This is a genomic window from Luteimonas sp. Soil_C_16 (genome assembly GCF_057657295.1).
The window spans coordinates 274,413-288,521 of the sequence record NZ_JBDGIS010000004.1 but is presented as its reverse complement, the minus strand read 5'-3'; the positions used below and the strand labels follow the sequence as shown (position 1 = coordinate 288,521).

The following is a 14,109-nucleotide window of genomic DNA, read 5'->3' as shown; positions in this document are numbered from 1 at the left end:
GATGTCACCCAGGCGCGATGGCGGATTCGCCGGCAACAAAAGCTTCCTGCCCAGCAAACCCTGCGCGGTCTGCGGCCGCACGATGACCTGGCGTCGCGCCTGGGCGAAGACCTGGGACGAGGTGCGTTACTGCTCGGAGCGGTGCCGTCGCAACAGGCGCGCTGCGGACGCGCCCGATACGTCACGTGATGGCTGATCCGGTCCGCCATCTCATCGTCGTTCTTGGCGACCAGCTCGATCCGACCGCGGCGGCCTTCGATGGTTGCGACCCGGCGCACGACGTCGTGTGGATGGCGGAAGTCGCCGAGGAATCCACGCACGTGTGGTCCACGAAGATGCGGACCGCGCTGTTCCTGAGCGCGATGCGGCACTTCGCGCAGGATCGGCGTACTGGCGGCTGGACGGTCGACTACCGGCCGCTGGATGCCCCGGACAATCGCGGCACGCTCGGTGCGGAACTGGCATCGGCCATCGAACGCCTGCGTCCGCAATCCGTACGGATGACTGCCCCGGGCGACTGGCGCGTGCTGCAGGCGGTCCGCGATGCGACATCCGCGGCAGGCGTCGAACTGGTGATCGAACCGGACCGCCATTTCTACTGCGACGTGCGTGCATTCGCCGCGTGGGCGCGTGGCCAGCCGGAACTGCGGCTCGAAGCGTTCTACCGCCACATGCGCCGCACGCATCGCGTGCTGATGGACGGAGACACGCCCGCCGGCGATCGCTGGAACTTCGATACCGAAAACCGCGCACCGTTCGACGCGCAGGGCCCGGGCGTGGTGCCGGCGCCGCCGCCCGTCGAGCCGGATGCGCTCACGCGCGAGGTGCTCGACCTCGTGCGCACGCGCTTCGCCAATCACCCCGGTGACCTGGACAGGTTCGCGTGGCCGGTCACCCGCGCGCAGGCGCTGCACGCGCTCGAACGCTTCGTCGAGGACCGGCTGCCGGCCTTCGGCCGCTGGCAGGATGCGCTGTGGCCGGATGCGCCGTGGCTCTGGCATTCGCAGATCGCGTCCGCGCTGAACCTCAAGCTGCTCAACCCGCGCGAAGTCGTCGACGCGGTCGAGGCCGCATGGCGCGCGGGCAGGGCACCGCTGGCGGCCGCGGAAGGCTACATCCGCCAGATCCTCGGCTGGCGCGAATACGTGCGCGGCGTCTACTGGACGCAGATGCCGCGCTACGTGGAATCGAACGCGCTGCAGGCGACCGGCGATCTGCCCGGTTTCTACTGGACCGGCGATGCGCCGATGCCGTGTCTGGCCGACGCGCTGCAGCAGACGCTCAAGCTCGGCTACGCCCACCACATACAGCGGCTGATGGTCATCGGTCTGTACGCACAACTGCTGGGTGTCGAGCCGGCGCAGGTGCACCGCTGGTTTCTCGCGGTGTACGTCGACGCGGTGGAATGGGTCGAGATGCCCAACGTGCTCGGCATGAGCCAGTTCGCCGATGGCGGTCTGATGTCGAGCAAGCCCTACATCGCCAGCGGCCGCTACATCGAGCGCATGAGCGCCGGCAGCTACTGCCGCCGATGTCCGTTCGACCCGGGACAGCGCACCGGGCCGCAGGCCTGTCCGTACACGCGTCTGTACTGGGATTTCATGCTGCGCCACGAAGCGCTGCTGGCCACCAATCCGCGCACTGCGCAGCAGGTCCGCAGTCTGGAACGGCTCGACGCCACCGAGCGCGCATTGATCCGCGAAGAGGCCGCGCGATGGCGCCGCGATTCGCGCTGAGCCACGCCCGGCGATCGCGCCTGCGGTAAAGTCGCCGCCGAACTGCGGCGCCGCGCCGCCAGACTCCGGCGGATTGCGACATGGTCAGACTTCTCGGCATTTCAGGCAGCCTGCGCGCCGCTTCGTACAACACCGGCCTGCTGCGCGCCGCACAGGCGTTCGCGTCCGAGGAGCTCACGATCGACGCAGCCACGCTGCACGGCATTCCGCTCTACGACGGCGACGTCGAAGCGCGTGACGGCATCCCGGCCGCGGTCGACGCGCTGAAGGCGCAGATCCTCGCGGCCGATGGCCTATTGCTGGTGACGCCCGAATACAACAACGGCATTCCGGGCGTCTTCAAGAACGCGATCGACTGGCTGTCGCGGCCGGGCGGTGGAATCCCCGCCCTGTTCGGCGACCGACCGGTCGCGGTGATCGGCGCATCGCTCGGCGGCTTCGGCACGATCCTGTCGCAGACCGCATGGCTGCCGGTGCTGCGCACGCTCGGTTGCCGGCAGTGGGCCGGCGGTCGTCTGCTGGTCTCGCGCGCGGGCCAGGCCTTCGGCGAGGACGGCACGCTGCAGGACGAGAAGGTGCGCGCGCAGCTCGACACGTTCGTGCAGGACTTCGCTGCGCATATCCGCGAGACGCGCTGAGGTTTCGATGCCGTCGATCGTGCCGCCCAGCGCCCAGGACACCGACGCCTCTTGGATGGCGCGCGCCTTGGCGCTGGCCGAGCGCGCGATGCACGAGGACGACGAGATTCCGGTCGGCGCACTGGTCGTCGATGCGGACGGCAGCGTGATCGGCGAAGGCTGGAACCGCAACATCGCCGAGCATGATCCCAGCGCGCACGCGGAGATCGTCGCGATGCGGCGTGCCGGCAGCGCACTCGGCAATCACCGGTTGATCGGCTGCACGCTGTACGTGACGCTCGAACCCTGCGCGATGTGCGCGATGGCGATGATCCATGCCCGCGTCGCGCGTGTCGTGTTCGGTGCATTCGATCCCAAGACCGGCGCCGCGGGCAGCGTGTTCGACGTGCTCGGCGATGCGCGCCACAACCATCGCATCGAAGTCACTGGCGGCGTTCTGGCCGATGTCGCCGGGCCGATGCTGACGAACTATTTCCGCGCCAAGCGTGGGCTGACACCGCGCTGAGTGCCGGATCCTTCGCCAGAGGGCAGGCGAGGGCGGTGCACGCACGTCGCGCCGGCAGCCGCCGCGCAACCGTCTCAGATCAACGGGCTGCGCCGGTTCGCCCGGCGGTGCGCATCGTCCATTTCCTCGTTGACCGCATGCACGGCCATCGAGGCCTCGCGCGCCAGCAGCAGGCTGGCCGCGAACATCGCCAGCACGCCCAGGCAGGCCAGCAGCGTCGGCGCCTGTTCGAACTTGTGGCCGAAAAAGGAATCGCCGGCGACCGTCAGGCTGGTGCCGACGAAGCAGCTGATCGCCACGTACAGCAGCTGGCTGCCGCGCAGGATGATGCGGCTGCGGCGACGCTGCAGCGCGATGCGCTCTTCGAGAATGCGGCGGTCTTCGGCATCGTTGCCTTCGTCGTCGGCGAGATCGCGCAGCAGCGAGCGCGTGCGGTCGATGACGCGCGCAAGCCGCGCATTCGCGGATCCGAGCAGCGAGGCGGTGGCGGTCAGGAAGAACGCCGGGGCGAGCATCGCGGTGAGAATGGCGTAGTGCGTCAAGGCGGGATTGGACAACATCTGGGAAGGGAACACTGCGGACCTGGCGGCAGCGACGGCTGCGATATCATGCGCTGTCACTCCGCGTAAGGCGAATGCACGCATGAATGCCGACAAGGCCATCGAGGGCCGGCTGATCTGGATCGATCTTGAAATGACCGGCCTGGATACCGACCACGACCAGATCCTCGAGATCGCGACCATCGTCACCGATGCCGAGCTCAACGTGCTCGCCGAAGGCCCGGAACTGGCGATCGTGCAGCCGCTCGACGTGCTGGAAGCGATGGACGACTGGAACCGCAGCCAGCATCGCCGTTCGGGCCTGTGGCAGCGCTCGCTGGAGCAGGGCGTGGGGCTGGCCGAGGCGCAGGCGCGCACGCTCGAATTCCTGCAGCTGTGGGCCGAGCCGGGCAAGTCGCCGATGTGCGGCAACTCGATTTGCCAGGACCGCCGCTTCCTGCACCGGCAGATGCCGGCGCTGGAGAAGTTCTTCCACTACCGCAATCTCGACGTCAGCACGATCAAGGAACTCGCGCGCCGCTGGGCGCCGCAGGTGCTGTCGGGTTTCACCAAGCATTCGGCGCACACCGCGCTCAGCGACGTGCGCGATTCGATCGACGAACTGCGCCACTACCGCCGGCACATGGCCGCGCTCGCGAGCCCCTGACGCGCGTTCCCTCGGCCGCAGCAGGCCGCTGCCGACCGACGCCACACAGCAGAACGCCCGGGCATCACACCCGGGCGTTCTGCGTTTCGACGCTGTCGCTGCGAATCAGCCGGCGCGGGCCTTCGACTTCGCGAGCTTGAGCCAGGTGTCGACGACGGTGTCGGGATTGAGCGACACCGACTCGATGCCTTCGTCCATCAGCCACTGGGCGAGATCGGGGTGATCGCTCGGGCCCTGGCCGCAGATGCCGATGTACTTGCCCTTGGCCCGCGCGGCCTTGATCGCCATCGACAGCAGCTTCTTGACTGCCGGGTCGCGTTCGTCGAACAGGTGCGCGACGATCGACGAATCGCGGTCCAGGCCCAGCGTGAGCTGGGTCAGATCGTTGGAACCGATCGAGAAGCCGTCGAAGATGTCGAGGAATTCGTCGGCCATCAGCGCGTTCGACGGCAGCTCGCACATCATGATGATCTTCAGGCCATTCTCGCCGCGCTTCAGACCGTTCTTCTCCAGCACTTCGATGACACGGCGACCTTCGTCGAGCGTGCGCACGAACGGGATCATCACCCAGAGGTTCTCCAGGCCCATGTCGTTGCGGACCTTGAGCACCGCGCGGCATTCGAGCGAGAACGCTTCGGTGAACGACGGATCGACGTAACGGCTGGCGCCGCGGAAGCCGATCATCGGGTTCTCTTCTTCCGGCTCGTAGCGCGTGCCGCCGATCAGGTTCGCGTACTCGTTGGACTTGAAGTCCGACAGACGCACGATCACCGGGTTCGGCGCGACCGACGCGGTCAGCGTGGCGATGCCTTCGGCCAGGCGGTTGACGTAGAAATCGACCGGGCTGCCGTAACCGATGGTCTTGGCGTCGATCTTCTTCTTGGTCTCGGCGTCCTGCTTGTCGTATTCGAGCAGGGCGTTGGGATGCACGCCGATGTGCGCGGCGATGATCATCTCCAGACGCGCCAGGCCGATGCCGGCGTTGGGCAGCTGGCCGAAGTCAAACGCGCGCTCGGGGTTGGCGACGTTCATCATGATCTTCAGCGGCGCCTCGGGCATCGAAGTCAGATCGGTGGTGATGCGCTCGAACGGCAGGATCCCGCTGTAGATGAAGCCGGTATCGCCCTCGGCGCAGCTGATCGTGACTTCCTGGCCGTCTTCGATCGTGTCCAGCGCGTTACCGGTGCCGACGACGGCCGGCACGCCGAGTTCGCGGGCGATGATCGCCGCGTGGCAGGTACGGCCGCCGCGGTTGGTGACGATCGCGGCGGCACGCTTCATCACCGGCTCCCAGTCGGGATCGGTCATGTCGGCGACGAGCACGTCACCGGGCTGCACGCGGCTCATGTCGTCGAGCGAACGCACGACGCGCGCGACGCCGGCGCCGATTTTCTGGCCGATCGCGCGGCCTTCGCAGACCACGTCGCCACGCTGCTCGAGCGAGAAACGCTCGATCTGGGTGTTCTTGGCACGCGACTTCACCGTCTCCGGACGCGCCTGCACGATGAACAGCTTGCCGCTGGCGCCATCCTTCGCCCATTCGATGTCCATCGGGCGCTTGTAGTGCTCCTCGATGATCAGCGCCTGGCGCGAGAGTTCCTGCACGTCCTCGTCGGTGATCGAGAAGGTGTCGCGCAGGTCGGCCGGCGTGTCCTCGATACGCACGCGCTCGCCCGGCACGTCGGAATAGACCATGCGCAGCTGCTTGCTGCCGATGCCACGACGCAGGATCGCGGGCTTGCCGGCGCGCAGCGTGGGCTTGTAGACGTAGAACTCGTCCGGGTTCACCGCGCCCTGGACGACCATCTCGCCGAGGCCGAAGCTGGACGTCACGAACACCACGTCGCGGAAACCGGATTCAGTGTCGAGCGTGAACAGCACGCCGGACGCGCCGATGTCCGAACGCACCATCAGCTGCACGCCCGAGGACAGGAACACGTCCTCGTGTTTGAAGCCGTGGTGCACGCGGTAGGCGATCGCGCGGTCGTTGTAGAGCGAGGCGAAGACTTCCTTGACCTTGACCACCACGTCGTCGGCGCCGGTGACGTTGAGGAACGTCTCCTGCTGGCCGGCGAACGAGGCATCGGGCAGATCTTCGGCGGTCGCCGACGAACGCACGGCCACGGCGATGTCGCCGCCGCCGTTCTCGGACGCCAGCGTGTCGTAGGCGGCGCGGATGTCCGCGTCGAGATCGGGCTGCAGCGGCGCATCGATGACCCAGCCGCGGATCTCCTTGCCGGCCGCGGTCAGCGCGGCGACGTCTTCGACGTCCAGCGGCGCCAGGCGATCGAAGATGCGCTGGTGCAGATCGTTGTGGGCGATGAACGCCTTGAATGCATCGGCCGTGGTGGCGAAACCGCCGGGCACCGAAACGCCGAGCTTGGCGAGGTTGCCGATCATCTCGCCGAGGGACGAGTTCTTGCCGCCGACCTGGGCGAGGTCGGACAGGCGCAGGTCATGCAGCCACAGGATGTTGGCGCTCAAGGTGAGACTCCGTGTCGCGTTGATCGAAAAGGAGGTCGGGCAGGCCCGGCATCGAACGGCTATTTTAGCCCTCCCGGGCGCCGCGGCGCTCATCCGTGACTTCCGGAGTCCGCATGTCCAGTCCCCGCCCGGTGTTCTACGTGTCCGACGGCACGGGCATCACCGCCGAAACCATCGGCCACAGCCTGCTCACCCAGTTCAGCGGCACGCAGTTCAGCACCAACCGGATCCCGTTCGTTGACAACGAGGCGCGCGCGCGGGAAGTCGCGGGATTGATCCGCGCCCGCGGCGAGGCAATGGGCGTGCGTCCGATCGTCATCAGCTCTTGCGTGGACACCGGCCTGGCACTGGTACTCGGGGAGAGCGGGGCGCTCGTGCTCGACGTCTTCGCGCCATTCATCGAGCCGCTGGAGCGCGAACTGCTGGAGACGCGCGAGTCGCGCGTGGGCCGGGCGCACGGCATGGTCGATTTCGAGACCTACCACCGCCGCATCAATGCGATGAACTTCGCGCTGACCCACGACGACGGCATGGCGACGAACTACGACGAGGCCGACGTGATCCTGGTCGCGGTGTCGCGCGCGGGCAAGACGCCGACCTGCGTGTATCTGGCGTTGCATCACGGCGTGCGCGCGGCGAACTATCCGCTGACCGAGGAAGACCTCGAGCACGACCGCCTGCCGCCGAGGCTGCGCGCGCATCGCGCCAAGCTATTCGGGCTGACGATCGATCCAGTGCGCCTGGCGCAGATCCGCCAGGAACGCCGGCCCAATTCGCGCTACGCGAAACTGGAGACCTGCAAGCACGAAGTGAGCGCGGCCGAGGCGCTGTTTCGCGCGGAACGCATGCCCTCGCTGAGCACCACGCACACCTCGATCGAGGAGATCTCCAGCAAGGTCCTGTCGACCCTGGGCATCGAGCGCGTCATGTATTGAGGAGGTCGATCCGGAGATGGGGACGGCACGCCCGGAACCCCATCCCGCACGCCGTCGATCGATCCTGACGGATTCATCGCCGCGGATGTAGCATCGATCCATGGAAAAAGTCCTGACCCGCCGCCGTCCCCGCGTGCCCTCGATGGGCCGCTTCGGCTGGCTGATGGCGCTGTATGCGGAGAACCACGAACGCCTGGTGCGCCTGTTCGATCCCGCGAGCCTCGCACCCGGCCGCTACCGGTCCGAGGTGCCCGGCGCCTTGCCGGTGTTGCTGGACGTCGTCGAGCAGCATCCGTACACGACGCAGCTGCGCCTGAGCTACGCGATGCTCGACCCGGTGACCGGCCAACCGGACCCGTCCGCGCATCTGCGTCTGTATCGCGATGCGGGGCAGGTCGAGGCGACGCATTGCTATGTGGGCCGCCGCTGGCAGGACGTGATCGGCATGTTTCCGCCACCGGACGAAGTGGTCGATCACCGCCTGCGCATGAACACCTTCCTTGGAAAGTGGCTGCAGTATCTCGACGATCAGGGACATGGGCTTGCAAGCCTGCGTCCAAATCCGGATGATGCGCGGCTCGATCGCAGCAACGCCGGCGCCACCGGCTGAGACGTTCTCCGGAACGAATCGAAGCGAACGAAGGAAGTGCGAAATTCTGTTGACGTTGCCGTTACGGAACACTACAATTTCGCGCTCCCAAACGTGGGGCCATAGCTCAGCTGGGAGAGCGCCTGCATGGCATGCAGGAGGTCGGCGGTTCGATCCCGCCTGGCTCCACCACAATTTGTCTGTCGATCAAAGGCCGATCGATAGAATGATGCAGGTTTCTGCGTCCCCATCGTCTAGAGGCCTAGGACACCACCCTTTCACGGTGGACACCGGGGTTCGAATCCCCGTGGGGACGCCACTTTACAAACAGACGGGCAGCTCGCGAGAGCTGCCCGTTCTGCCATGTGCGATCGCTGCGCCGGTTCGCGTACCGCGACGCATTCGCGCGCCGACGTATACTCGCCGCATGCGTTCTTCCGCGCTCGTGCTGCTGCATCTGCTGCTCGCCGTCCTGCTGGCATTCGACGGCGTGGGCGCTGCGTTCGCAGCTGCGGGGCCAGCGCCGGTGATGTCGCACGCGGCGCACGTCGCCTCCGAGGCGCCGCCGCCCTGTCATTCGACGGATGCGGATGCATCCGCAGATGCTGCTGCGCCCGAACAGAAGTCCCCTGCGCCCGACAGCTGTTGCGACGGCGGCGACTGTTTGTGCCTGCACGGCTGCGGCAGCGTGTTGCCGGTGGTGCCACGCATCGCTGCATCCACTGGCGGCGCGGTCGTCGCCCTGCTTGTGACCATCGATCGCGCCGCGCCGCGTCTCGACGATCCCGTCCGACCTCCGATTCTGCGCACCTGATCGCATCGCTGCCTCGACAGGGGCAGGGCATGGGTCGCCTCGCGATCCGGTTTCCGATCTGGAGCAAGACATGACATTCCGAATTTCCGCGGACGACGGCGTCGCGCCGTCGCGCCGTCGTTTTGTGCAGGGCCTCGCGCTGGGTGGCATCGCCGCCGCGGGTGCAGGCCTGTGGCCACGCGCCAGCTGGGCGCTGCAATCGCCGACGCGCCGCGTGCTCGCCGGCACCGATTTCGACCTCGTCGTCGGCGAGACGCTCGTCAACTTCACGGGCCGCACGCGACCGGCGGCGACGATCAACGGATCATTGCCCGCACCGATCCTGCGCTGGCGCGAAGGCACGACGGTCGATCTGCGCGTACGCAATGCATTGCCCGCCGGTTCGATCTACGGCGACATGACCTCGATCCACTGGCACGGCATCCTGCTGCCGTCGAACATGGATGGCGTATCGGGCCTGAGTTTCGACGGTATCCACCGCGGCGAGACCTTCCAGTACCGCTTCGACGTGCGTCAGGGCGGCACCTACTGGTACCACAGCCATTCCGGCTTCCAAGAACAGGCCGGCATGTACGGCGCGCTGATCATCGATCCGATCGAACCGGAGCCGTTCGCGTTCGACCGCGACTACGTCGTGCTGCTGACCGACTGGACCGATCTGCCGCCGCAGGCGCTGTTCGCGCGGCTGAAGAAGATGGCCGAGCACGACAACTACTACAAACGCACGCTCGGTGACTTCATCCGCGACGCACGCGAGGACGGCCTGCGGGCCACGATGGCCGATCGCCGCGGTTGGGGGCAGATGCGGATGACGCCGACCGACATCTCCGACGTCAACGCGCACACCTACACCTATCTGATGAACGGCACGACGTCGCCGGGCAACTGGACCGCGCTGTTCCGCAGCGGCGAGAGGATCCGCCTGCGCTTCATCAACGGCTCGGCGATGACGTATTTCGACGTGCGCATTCCGGGCCTGAAGATGACCGTGGTCGCGGCCGACGGCCAGTACGTGCATCCGGTCAGCGTCGACGAGTTCCGCATCGCGGTGGCCGAAACCTTCGACGTGATCGTCGAGCCGTCGGGACAGGACGCCTACACGATCTTCGCCCAGGACATGGGCCGCACCGGTTTCGTCAGCGGCACGCTCGCCGTGCGCGAAGGCCTGCGCGCGCCGGTTCCGGACGTGGACGCGCGGCCGATCCTCACGATGGACGACATGGGCCACGGTGGCATGCACGGCGGCGGTCATGCCGGACATGGCGCGGGGCAGGGGAGTGCATCCGACCATGCGGCGATGGGGCATGGCATGGATCACGCTGCGATGGGCCACGCCTCGATGGATCATGCGTCGATGGGGCATGCTGCGATGGCGCAGGGCGATCACGGCGCCGGGGCGATGCAGACGCATCCCGACAGCGAACGCAACAATCCGCTGGTCGACATGCAGGCGATGGCGCCGACGCACCGGCTCGACGATCCCGGCATCGGCCTGCGCGACAACGGTCGCACCGTGCTGACCTACGGGATGATGCGCAGCCTGTTCGAGGATCCCGACGGCCGCGCGCCCGGGCGTGAGATCGAGCTGCATCTGACCGGTCATATGGAAAAGTTCGCGTGGTCGTTCGACGGCATCAAGTTCGCTGATGCGGAACCTCTACGACTCAACTACGGCGAGCGGCTGCGCGTGGTGCTGGTCAACGACACGATGATGACGCACCCCATCCATCTGCATGGCATGTGGAGCGACGTCGAAGACGCGCAGGGCGACTTCCAGTTGCGCAAACACACCGTGGACATGCCGCCCGGTTCAAAGCGCAGCTATCGCGTACGCGCCGACGCGCTCGGACGCTGGGCCTACCACTGCCACCTGCTGTACCACATGGAAGCGGGCATGTTCCGCGAAGTGCAGGTGGTCGAATGAGCGCCTCATCGACACTCCTGCGCACCAGCGTGCTGGCCGCCGCATTGTGTGCCGCGATCGGAAGTGCCCACGCGCAGCACAGCGCGCATGTGCATCATCCGCCGGCCACCAAGCCTGCTGTAGCGAAGCCGACGCCGCAGCGACCAAGCGCGTCGAAACCCGCAACGCCACCGGTTACGGATCCCCACGCACATCACCGCACGCCCGCAGAACCCGCCGCGACACCTCGCCCCCAAGCGGCCCCGGCGGCCGCGCATCCGGCACATGGAAGCGGTCACGCGGACCCTGCGCCCGGGAACGACAAGCGTGCAGATGACCCGGATGCGCAGCATCGCGGAGGTGCCGAATCCGACACTGCGCAGGATCATTCGGCGCAAGCAGCTCACACAGGTCACGTGGGACATCCGGAATCCAGCAAGCCGGAGACGCCACCCGCAACCGACGACCCGCACGCCCATCATCGAAGTGAAGCCGCGCAGCCAGCCGGCGATCTACCAGCCGACCATCCGCCGCGCGAACCGCTGCCACCGATCACCGATGCCGATCGCGCCGCCGCGTTTCCCGCGCATCTGCATGGTCACGAGATGCACGGCGACGCGATCCGCAGCTTCGTACGGATCGACCGGCTGGAGGCATTCGATGGCGACCACGGCAGCGGCCAGGCCTGGGAAGCGGATGCCTGGATCGGCGGCGACACCGATCGATTGTGGTTGAAGGCCAGCGGCGAGCGCAGTGCAGGGCGCACCCATGCCGCGGATCTCGACATGCTCTACGGACGCAGCATCTCGCCGTGGTGGGACGTCGTCGCCGGCGCCCGGCAGTCGTTCCGGCCGGGGCCGTCACAGACCTTCGCGGCCGTCGGCATCCAGGGGCTCGCGCCGTACATGTTCGAAGTCTCGGCGATGGCGTATGCCGGCGAAGGCGGCCAGGTCACCGGCGAGCTCGAACTCGAATACGAACTGCTGCTGACGAATCGCCTGATCCTGCAGCCCGTGGTCGAACTCGAACTGGCGCGCCGCGACGATCCGGCACGCGGCATCGGCAGCGGACTGGCCAAGGCCGAAGCTGGCCTGCGACTGCGCTACGAGTTCACCCGCAGATTCGCGCCTTACATCGGCGTCGTACACGAACGCGCGTACGGCGATACCCGGGATCTGCGGGACGCCATGGGTGAAGCACCGGACGACACCCGGATCGTGATCGGGTTGCGGACTTGGTTCTGAGGATGGTTGAGCAGGTGGCTGTCGGAACCACCCTTACCCTGACGCCGGCCTCAGCTCAATCCCAAGCTATTGAATGAAAGAGGATTTCTTTCTAGCACTTGCTAGAGAATTCGAACACCTAACTTCCTTGGTGACACGGCTAGGGGCCAATCTTCAACGCCGCGACAGGCTTAGGGGGATCTGTGTGGTCGCTGATGCTTGCGCCGCAGCACACGATTCAGCATGCGTTGACTCGCACGAGACAGTTTGCATTGGTGTCGCAAGTACCTCTCGATAATTTGGCGCCTTCCTGAATCCCTAGGTTGATATGGAGGTGCCAGATCGCACGGCAGTCCTGGGATGACATCCCAAGCAACAAGCCAGAATGCTGACCTACGTTCAGAAACCGTTGGCAGCTCTCTGAAGCGATCCCACGTCAGTCGCTTCAGGGGAGCCCTCATTGACCGCGGTCCGGACACTAGTTGCGAGGCGGCAAAGCTGCGAAGACGTACATCGCTGGTTCGCGGGTGGGCTCTAAAAGAGTGCGTATTCGAACTCACGAAGACAAGCAGGTTTCGCGCCTGTAGGGGCGAGCCCCAAGCCTCCGGCCACTCGCCTTTAGAATGAATAGCACTCCACAACCTAAGCGCAAAGGAATTTATGAAGCTGAACAGTTCAACTTCTGTGCTGGATAAGTTCAACTCGTGAATTAGACCAAGAGGCCGACTTCCCCATGGTTTGAAAAAGTTTTCCAAAGGAAGATCATGCACATGACAATTCACCCTGAAAATTTCGCTCCACTGCCTCATTATAATCAGTGGCTTATCCATCAAAACACTCTCATTCCAGCATCTGCAACACATCACATTGCGGGTGCCGGACGCAATTAACCATGGTGTGTCAGGCATTCTGCAGCGATGGAGATTCGCAGGTTTAATATTAAGAGCGGAGGCGAGGGCTAAAAACGAAATTCGGTCAGGGTCGTCGTAATCGGCGTCAGAATAATTCAATGAAGGTAGCTCGTTAAGCGAATCCCATATCCTTTCGCTGTCTTGCCTGTAGAGTCGACTGGCACGTTCAATTACCGAGCTGATAGTCTCGTCAACTTCAGGTGGTTTTATCCAAAACCTTATTGAAGCTGATGAGTAATTACCCATTACTTATCTGTTTGTCGGACCGAGAGCGCGTCGAGCTCCCTGCGGATTGCAGCCATGGGCGGTCCGGCGGCTGCAAGAGTGACGCTATCCTGAGATACTCGCTCCTCCCCGGACTCCACGGCATGGGCGGCCGCGAATGTCACAAGTTCTATCAAATCACTAAGCGAGCTTCCCGACAAAGCTAAAATTCTACGCATCAGCGTGGCTTCATTGAGTTTTGACTGCTGCTTCAGTGGCAAGAACCGCTCCAGACTAGCGAGCAGCCTTGAGGTAAACTTATCATTCTTCCAAATTGGTAATTCTCGATACTCGAATCGTGAATCCAAATGAGGATCGAGCTTCATAGCTAAATGAGCTTGGTGCGTGCCTAGAACCAGAACCGACGCCGACAGTTCGTTCATCAGCATTTTAATTGTGTCCAGTGCTATCCTTTGCTGACGGGCGGTCGAGGTCAAAATATCTTGAATTTCATCGAATATTATTAACCTAACTTTCGCCTCAATACATATCTTGATTACCATTTGTTCTCGATCAGATCCGGTGTAACTCTGGTAATTTGGTACACCTAGCTTTCTTAGTAGCCTCTTGTAGATCACTTCAGCCTCGCGCGCATTCGTCATATCGATAGCAACTACAGGCAGCTGCGAGGCGTCCTTATCCGAAGTAATAATTGGAAATTTTCGTTGGATCGATTTCGAAAGCATCGATTTTCCGGAGCCAGGCGGGCCATAAACTACAAGTCCACGTGCTCTACTTCGCCGCGGGCGAGCGACTAGAAAATTGATCTTATCGATAACCGGACCGATTCGGTCATGGACTATAAATCGATCACCAAGAATATACTCAGCTCGATCATTTCTTGAGAGGCTCAGCAGTGGGATCACGATTGGATCAAGGTGATCATGCGTCGACATGGGTG

The 14,109-nt window shown here is 64.5% G+C and carries 13 protein-coding genes and 2 tRNA genes; 12 read left to right on the top strand and 3 right to left on the bottom strand.

What is annotated here, in order from left to right; translation table 11 throughout:
* Position 1: 1 nt before the first annotated feature.
* The 4 genes from AC3A5T_RS10020 (at position 2) to tadA (ending at position 2,879) form a co-directional block, all read left to right on the top strand.
* Positions 2-196 carry a DUF2256 domain-containing protein gene (locus tag AC3A5T_RS10020; protein WP_487628440.1) on the top strand — a complete coding sequence of 65 codons (195 nt, stop codon included), beginning with the start codon at positions 2-4 and terminating at the stop codon, positions 194-196.
* Complete coding sequence (locus tag AC3A5T_RS10015; protein ID WP_487628439.1) at positions 189-1,736, top strand: cryptochrome/photolyase family protein; 1,548 nt, start codon at positions 189-191, stop codon at positions 1,734-1,736. Before AC3A5T_RS10020 ends, AC3A5T_RS10015 begins: the two co-directional genes overlap by 8 nt.
* Positions 1,737-1,816: 80 nt before the next feature.
* Complete coding sequence (locus AC3A5T_RS10010) at positions 1,817-2,374, top strand: NADPH-dependent FMN reductase (RefSeq protein WP_487628438.1); 558 nt, start codon at positions 1,817-1,819, stop codon at positions 2,372-2,374.
* A gap of 7 nt (positions 2,375-2,381) precedes the next feature.
* Entirely contained in the window at positions 2,382-2,879 is a 498-nt protein-coding gene (gene tadA / locus AC3A5T_RS10005; RefSeq protein ID WP_487628437.1) for a tRNA adenosine(34) deaminase TadA, read from the top strand.
* Between the two features lie 74 nt (positions 2,880-2,953).
* Here the strand turns inward: tadA and AC3A5T_RS10000 are convergent, their stop codons facing one another.
* Positions 2,954-3,421 (bottom strand): DUF2721 domain-containing protein, encoded by a 468-nt coding sequence (locus AC3A5T_RS10000; protein WP_487628436.1) that lies wholly within the window; start codon positions 3,419-3,421, stop codon positions 2,954-2,956.
* A gap of 100 nt (positions 3,422-3,521) precedes the next feature.
* Here AC3A5T_RS10000 and orn point away from each other — a divergent pair, with 100 nt between their 5' ends.
* The gene (gene orn / locus AC3A5T_RS09995; protein ID WP_332077283.1) at positions 3,522-4,085 is read left to right on the top strand and encodes an oligoribonuclease; all 564 of its coding nucleotides are present in this window, start codon (positions 3,522-3,524) and stop codon (positions 4,083-4,085) included.
* A 105-nt stretch (positions 4,086-4,190) separates the two neighbouring features.
* Here orn and ppsA read toward each other — a convergent pair whose 3' ends face one another.
* Positions 4,191-6,569, bottom strand: a complete 2,379-nt coding sequence (gene ppsA, locus AC3A5T_RS09990) for a phosphoenolpyruvate synthase (protein ID WP_487628435.1) — start codon at positions 6,567-6,569, stop codon at positions 4,191-4,193.
* 113 nt (positions 6,570-6,682) lie between these two features.
* Here ppsA and ppsR point away from each other — a divergent pair, with 113 nt between their 5' ends.
* The 7 genes from ppsR (at position 6,683) to AC3A5T_RS09955 (ending at position 12,054) form a co-directional block, all read left to right on the top strand.
* Positions 6,683-7,504, top strand: coding sequence for a posphoenolpyruvate synthetase regulatory kinase/phosphorylase PpsR (gene ppsR / locus AC3A5T_RS09985; protein WP_332077280.1), 822 nt, complete (start codon positions 6,683-6,685; stop codon positions 7,502-7,504).
* 100 nt (positions 7,505-7,604) lie between these two features.
* Entirely contained in the window at positions 7,605-8,114 is a 510-nt protein-coding gene (locus AC3A5T_RS09980; protein WP_332077279.1) for a DUF1249 domain-containing protein, read from the top strand.
* A gap of 95 nt (positions 8,115-8,209) precedes the next feature.
* Positions 8,210-8,285, top strand: a tRNA-Ala gene (locus AC3A5T_RS09975).
* 51 nt (positions 8,286-8,336) lie between these two features.
* Positions 8,337-8,412 (top strand) — tRNA-Glu (locus tag AC3A5T_RS09970).
* A 108-nt stretch (positions 8,413-8,520) separates the two neighbouring features.
* On the top strand, positions 8,521-8,907 hold the full coding sequence (locus AC3A5T_RS09965; RefSeq protein ID WP_487628434.1) for a CopL family metal-binding regulatory protein: 387 nt from the start codon (positions 8,521-8,523) through the stop codon (positions 8,905-8,907).
* 70 nt (positions 8,908-8,977) lie between these two features.
* The gene (locus tag AC3A5T_RS09960) at positions 8,978-10,831 is read left to right on the top strand and encodes a copper resistance system multicopper oxidase (RefSeq protein ID WP_487628433.1); all 1,854 of its coding nucleotides are present in this window, start codon (positions 8,978-8,980) and stop codon (positions 10,829-10,831) included.
* Positions 10,832-11,226: 395 nt separating this feature from the next.
* Positions 11,227-12,054, top strand: coding sequence for a copper resistance protein B (locus tag AC3A5T_RS09955; RefSeq protein ID WP_487628432.1), 828 nt, complete (start codon positions 11,227-11,229; stop codon positions 12,052-12,054).
* A 1,135-nt stretch (positions 12,055-13,189) separates the two neighbouring features.
* Here the strand turns inward: AC3A5T_RS09955 and AC3A5T_RS09950 are convergent.
* Positions 13,190-14,104, bottom strand: a complete 915-nt coding sequence (locus AC3A5T_RS09950) for a TniB family NTP-binding protein (RefSeq protein WP_487628431.1) — start codon at positions 14,102-14,104, stop codon at positions 13,190-13,192.
* Between the last annotated feature and the right edge of the window lie 5 nt (positions 14,105-14,109).

Bases quoted from the DNA above. Each gene is read 5' to 3' on its own strand.
- AC3A5T_RS10020 (WP_487628440.1), top strand. From the start codon at position 2: ATGTCACCCAGGCGCGATGGCGGATTCGCCGGCAACAAAAGCTTCCTG.
- AC3A5T_RS10015 (WP_487628439.1), top strand. From the start codon at position 189: ATGGCTGATCCGGTCCGCCATCTCATCGTCGTTCTTGGCGACCAGCTC.
- AC3A5T_RS10010 (WP_487628438.1), top strand. From the start codon at position 1,817: ATGGTCAGACTTCTCGGCATTTCAGGCAGCCTGCGCGCCGCTTCGTAC.
- tadA (WP_487628437.1), top strand. From the start codon at position 2,382: ATGCCGTCGATCGTGCCGCCCAGCGCCCAGGACACCGACGCCTCTTGG.
- orn (WP_332077283.1), top strand. From the start codon at position 3,522: ATGAATGCCGACAAGGCCATCGAGGGCCGGCTGATCTGGATCGATCTT.
- ppsR (WP_332077280.1), top strand. From the start codon at position 6,683: ATGTCCAGTCCCCGCCCGGTGTTCTACGTGTCCGACGGCACGGGCATC.
- AC3A5T_RS09980 (WP_332077279.1), top strand. From the start codon at position 7,605: ATGGAAAAAGTCCTGACCCGCCGCCGTCCCCGCGTGCCCTCGATGGGC.
- AC3A5T_RS09965 (WP_487628434.1), top strand. From the start codon at position 8,521: ATGCGTTCTTCCGCGCTCGTGCTGCTGCATCTGCTGCTCGCCGTCCTG.
- AC3A5T_RS09960 (WP_487628433.1), top strand. From the start codon at position 8,978: ATGACATTCCGAATTTCCGCGGACGACGGCGTCGCGCCGTCGCGCCGT.
- AC3A5T_RS09950 (WP_487628431.1), bottom strand. From the start codon at position 14,104: ATGTCGACGCATGATCACCTTGATCCAATCGTGATCCCACTGCTGAGC.